Below are 5,354 nucleotides of genomic sequence, written 5' to 3'. Positions count from 1 at the left end.
TTTTTAGCGATCGCTGGTTTTTGATCCTACCTCACCAAATCGCGTTGCTCCCCTGGAGGAGTGCCTGTGTAGTCACCTATAGCAACACCACTAATATTGGCGTTGGTTAAACCATTGAAGCTAGTGAGAGCCGCACTACCAGCACTAACAGGGGGCGTCGTCGGAGTAATCAAAACTAGACGGTTTCTGACAACGTTTTTACGGCTACCTGCTACCAATTTACTTGGGCTTGAATTTTGCAGGACATTTATTTGGTCGGTAGCGGCAGAAATGAAAATATCTGCTGGTGCTCCTGCTTGTATTTGGCTTAACAAGGTACCAGAAGCACCAAATGTATAAACAACATTGACACCTGGGTTAGCATTTTGGTACTGAGTCTTGATGGCATTCAGTGCGTTTGTTAAGCTGACAGCCGCATACACGTTAAGTGTGGTTGCAGATTGTGCTGGTGAGAAATTGACAAACTGCCAGCCTATTACTAGCATCATGCTGGTAACTGCCGTAGCAATCCAACCAATAAGTTTTCTTCTGTTCATAAAAGTCATAGTTTGGGGAAATTATTACCTAAAAGTCTCATTGTTGACATACCTGACTTACGCACAGGCAACCGAAAAATCAACTACCTACACAGATGGCAGAGGTAGAGGGTATAGATACAGCCTTTTGCAACTACATGAGGTACACCCCTCCCCAACCCTCCCCTTTCCAAGGGGGTGGGGTATTGTTGTACCTCATCAAGTTAAAATTTGCTGCAAATGGAAGTTAGAGAAGGTTTATACGTAAGTTCTACGCATAATAAATTCTGCAAATAAACAGCCAATCACAATTACTACAAGCATTAGTGTGATAGACCCTTTATTATTTCCAACTAGAATTACACAAACAGCAAGTGAAATGTATTTAGTGATGAAATAATATCAGTTAAATCTGCACAATACCAACATTTTTGGTCAGTAAATCCTGACAAAGAGCTATGGCAGGTGCATCTAAGTTATTAAAAAGCTCGAAATTACATATATAGCAAAGGTTTCATTAGAAAATTCCATATAGCTCCTATGAATAGCTAAAACCCTATTTATACCAACTAAATACTTTTAAGTATCTATTTAACTAACTTTTTTGGTAAAGCAAGTGCTGTGTTGATACTAGTGAACAGCGATCGCTCCTACCGTTGCATAGAAAAAGGAGCGATGCCTGCGGTAGTAAACTACGCATCCAGGAGTCCCCATAACTCATCCGCCCAGACAATATATGTATAATTTTCTACTTGTATAAAGATATAGACAATTGTTTATGATATCAATAAAAATTTGTATTCGACATACTTCTAACGATAGATAGATTTTATTAAATAAATAGTTTAGATTTGTAACAAGTTACACAGAACTAGGTAAAGCACATGGCCAATATAGTTGACACCGCCGCTAATAATGGTTCTTTCAACACACTAGTTGCAGCAATCCAAGCAGCTGGTTTAGTAGATACACTGAAGGGCCCCGGGCCATTTACCGTCTTCGCACCTACTGATGAAGCGTTTAATAAGCTTCCAGCAGGTACAGTAGACGCATTACTTCAAGATATTCCCAAGCTCACAAAAATCTTGACCTATCATGTAGTCTCAGGCAAGGTACTAGCTGCTGATGTAGTTAAATTAAAGACAGCTACAACAGTTGAAGGTTCAGATGTAAAAATTGACGCTTCTAATGGAGTTAAAATCAATGATGCAACTGTTGCAGCAGCAGATGTTGCTGCTGATAACGGTGTCATCCACGTAATTGACACAGTTTTGATTCCTGCATAAGCAAACGTCACAATAGCTAATGCTATTTCTGGGGCGACGGCTACCTGTAGTCGTTTCTCTATGAGAGTCTGGTTGAATGTTTTTTAGTAAACAGCAACTACCAATAAATCCATTTAGATACTGTCTAGATGGATTTATTGTTTCATGCGTTTAGATTTAATTAGGTATAATCAAATTTTTAGTTTAGCCAAACCCAAATAACGGATACCTTCGGGGGAAATATCAAAACGGCAAGGTAATACTTCTAAACCGAGAGCGATCGCATCGCGTAATAACTTACCATATATAGGATCTGTGCGATCGCCAGGGGAGAACTCAGTACAATCACCGCGATTGATAAAGTAAAGCATCACCGCACGAGTTAGAGGTAGCAGTGCCATTAGTTCTCGCAAATGCTTTTGTCCTCTTGTAGTTTCCGTGTCAGGGAATAAAGCTAGTCTCCCTTCAGACAAAGTTGTATTTTTCACTTCTAAATAAATCGGGCGTTCCTCATCACTCCCCGTTAAAAAAAAATCCACTCGACTTTTTTTATCTAGCCCATAAACCACCTCACCCTTGATTTGGCTATAGTCGCCCAATTCTGGGAAAAGATATTTCGCCAAAGCTAGCTTTACCACCCGATTGGGCAAGAAAGTATTTATGCCTACCCAAGTCGGCTCGTTGTCATGTACCTGAATTAGTTCTAAAGTGTAAGCCAATTTGCGGTTAAGATTATCGCTTTTGGAAAGCTGTACAGCACTTTGGGGAGTTGATACTCCAGTCATTGGCCCTGTATTTGGACAATGTGCTGTCACTATTTCGCCGGAAGTAAGTTGAACGTCAGCAAAAAACCGCTTGTAGCGTTTTAGCAGAATACCTGAATACAAAGGTGGGTAACGGTAAAGCCAATCTATCATTATAAAACCTTGTTGCTGCTAGTAAATATACGTCGATTCCTTACCCACCTACCTCTCAACAGCAAATATTTTCAGCAACTACTCCGCCCTATGACAGAAATTGAGTAATTTTATATATCATAAAGTGTCACTTTTTGTAGTCAAATTAACAACATATTAATATAAAGTAGCATATACTAGGTGTTATAAGCCTCCCATAAAGAAAAATCCGGGAGAATTCCAACGTGCAAGGAGGTAAATCCTATGCAACAAGTGCGGGCATCAACGGAATTAGAATATGCTTTTCTCTTTACTCTAAGAAAGGTAAATTCGATAAATCTAGAAGGTTTCAAGCCATTTTTTAGGAATATGCCTATTGACCCTTATATCAAAGGCAAGTTTCGTTCGAGGAGATTATCTCGGTTCACAGTTTCTGGAAATGAGTTAATCAAATTACCTCATGGCCACTTTTTTCAAAGTAAAGAGTATAATCCATTATTGGGAGACTTAAAAAGAGAGTTTGCAGAATTAGATGATGCACTCATAGAACTCGATATTTTTAGAAACCTTGTCTTAGCATTTAGTGATTCTTGTAAACTTCATCCTGAAGCTGAAATCGGAGTTCATCAAATTAGAATTATTTGCTCACCAGATAATTTTGGTAGTCCAGCCCCTGAAGGCATCCATCAAGATGGAACTGATTTTATTGGCGTTTTTTCAGTAAATAGAGATAATATTCAAGGTGGAGAAACACATCTATATACTGCCAAAAAAGAAAAACCTGTGTTTAGCAAAGTTCTAAATCCGGGGGAACTATTATTGGTCAACGATCATGAGTTTTTCCATTTCGCCAATCCCATCAAACCACAAACTGATGCTCAAGGAAGTTGGGATATTTTTGTACTGACTTCTCCTAGCTTACTTTCAGAATAATTCTCGTTAACTGTAAATATTTTACAATCTAAGAGATATGGGGAATTGAATGTAGTCATTTCCCCAGCTTTTTTATTTGTAATTGGAAATAATCATCTTGATAATGGTTTATTTAACTTGATTGCTAAAGTTGCCATATCAATTCATAAAACCACAATTTTTTCTATCGTTGAAATCATATTAGCCCTGTTAGTTAGTCCGGCATCTTCACAAACCGGAAGCATAAATCTAGAGTAACCACAGATTTTTATCGATACATTTTTAAATACACGAGAATGAAACAAAGACACGCTTAATACTTAAAATATGAAGGGTGAGTGCATAGGTTAGGCTACGAAACAAGCGTGCTGGAATTCAACTAACTGAATCAACCAAACAAATGCCATGAATGACGAATTCTACAATAGAGGATTGGAAAAGGCTAGGCGAAAAGACTACGCTGGAGCAATTGAAGAATTTAACCATGCTTTACAACTGACACCTTATTTTACCGAAGTTTACTTGCAACGGGGTTTGGCATATTATGACTCAGGAGCAATCCTTAAGGCTGTTTCAGACTATACCGAAGCCCTGAAGCTGAATCCTGAGAGTGTAGAGGCATATTATTGTCGTGGATTGGCTAGGGTGGCGCTGAAAAATTTACCAGGGGCGCTAGACGATGTTGAACGCGCTATTCGTCTCAATCTCAACTATGCTTCTGCTTATTATCTGCGGGGGATAGTGCGGCGCAAACAGGGTTATATTCAAGAGGCGATCGCTAACTTTAAAAAAGCTGCACAATTATATCTAGAACAACAGGATAAAGACAATTGTCGTCTGTGTGTGGAGCAAATTAAACAGTTACAACCCCAAGAATTACCTGTTGTACAGCAATCACGTTCTCCAAATGCGCCCATTTTATCCACAAATGAATATTTCACGCAATTATTAGAAAAGGCTGAAAAGGGAGATACGCAAGAGGCACTAGCTGATTTAAATTGGGTATTAAAAGCTGATCCGCAAGATGCCCAAGCTTACTGCTGTCGTGGGGTTGTGCGTTGCAAAATGGGGAATCATCGAGAAGCGATCGCAGATTTTAATCAAGCATTGCGACTAAATTTTCAAGATGCCATTGTCTATCGCAACCGAGGTAAAGCCCGTTCTATATTGGGCGATCATCAAGGTGCGATCGCGGATCTGAATCAAGCACTCCAGATGCAACCCGAAGATCCTTTAGTCTATATTGCCAGAGGCAATGCTTATCGAGCAATGGGTAACTATCTCGGTGCAATTCAAGACTACACCCAAGCACTGCAATTCAATCCTGATGATGCTCAAGCTTACTATAATCGCGGCATTGTCTATACTTGCACAGAAGAAATGCAAAATGCCCTGGAAGATTATCAACGGGCGGCGAGTATTTTTTGTGAACAAGAAGACTGGGGAAATTATCAACAAGTCTTAAGTAGCTTAGAAAAAATCCAAAAATTTAGTCCAGAGTCAAAAAAGCAAAAATATAACCTACTACGTCAGCGACTTTTGCGAATGGTTGGTGGATATTGGGAAATTGCCGAACGATTAATTCAGCAGAAGCAAGATTACCATCCTGGGATGTCAGACGACTGGTATTTACAAAAAGTGATTGATGACTTAGAACGCGATCGCGGTAGATAATATCATATCCGCCAAATTACCCATAATAAAAGAACCCCACCCCCAACCCCTCGCCGCTTGCGGGGAACTCGGGGCCCCTCTGGGAATTAGGG

Annotated in this window: 5 protein-coding genes and 1 pseudogene; 3 read left to right on the top strand and 3 right to left on the bottom strand. The window is 39.6% G+C overall.

Annotation, left to right across the window (positions count from 1 at the left end; all coding sequences use genetic code 11):
* Positions 1-26 precede the first annotated feature (26 nt).
* A complete protein-coding gene (gene modA / locus ACFE90_RS35925) occupies positions 27-536 on the bottom strand; it encodes a molybdate ABC transporter substrate-binding protein (protein ID WP_375507025.1) in 510 nt (169 codons plus the stop codon).
* An 863-nt stretch (positions 537-1,399) separates the two neighbouring features.
* Between modA and ACFE90_RS35920 the strand changes: the two genes are divergently transcribed.
* On the top strand, positions 1,400-1,801 hold the full coding sequence (locus tag ACFE90_RS35920) for a fasciclin domain-containing protein (RefSeq protein WP_100901082.1): 402 nt from the start codon (positions 1,400-1,402) through the stop codon (positions 1,799-1,801).
* 170 nt (positions 1,802-1,971) lie between these two features.
* Here the strand turns inward: ACFE90_RS35920 and sfsA are convergent, their stop codons facing one another.
* Complete coding sequence (sfsA, locus tag ACFE90_RS35915) at positions 1,972-2,697, bottom strand: DNA/RNA nuclease SfsA (RefSeq protein WP_375507024.1); 726 nt, start codon at positions 2,695-2,697, stop codon at positions 1,972-1,974.
* Positions 2,698-2,940: 243 nt separating this feature from the next.
* Between sfsA and ACFE90_RS35910 the strand changes: the two genes are divergently transcribed.
* Positions 2,941-3,609 carry a 2OG-Fe dioxygenase family protein gene (locus ACFE90_RS35910; protein ID WP_375507023.1) on the top strand — a complete coding sequence of 223 codons (669 nt, stop codon included), beginning with the start codon at positions 2,941-2,943 and terminating at the stop codon, positions 3,607-3,609.
* Here the strand turns inward: ACFE90_RS35910 and ACFE90_RS35905 are convergent.
* Positions 3,555-3,905, bottom strand: a pseudogene (locus ACFE90_RS35905) (DUF711 family protein); the annotation flags it as partial. The gene ACFE90_RS35910 and the pseudogene ACFE90_RS35905 overlap by 55 nt on opposite strands.
* A gap of 88 nt (positions 3,906-3,993) precedes the next feature.
* On the opposite strand from ACFE90_RS35905, the gene ACFE90_RS35900 reads away from it, so the two are divergent.
* The gene (locus ACFE90_RS35900; protein WP_375507022.1) at positions 3,994-5,262 is read left to right on the top strand and encodes a tetratricopeptide repeat protein; all 1,269 of its coding nucleotides are present in this window, start codon (positions 3,994-3,996) and stop codon (positions 5,260-5,262) included.
* Positions 5,263-5,354 lie beyond the last annotated feature (92 nt).

Source organism: uncultured Nostoc sp. (genome assembly GCF_964245445.1).
Taxonomy (GTDB): domain Bacteria; phylum Cyanobacteriota; class Cyanobacteriia; order Cyanobacteriales; family Nostocaceae; genus Nostoc.
This window is presented reverse-complemented; position numbering and strand designations above follow the sequence as displayed.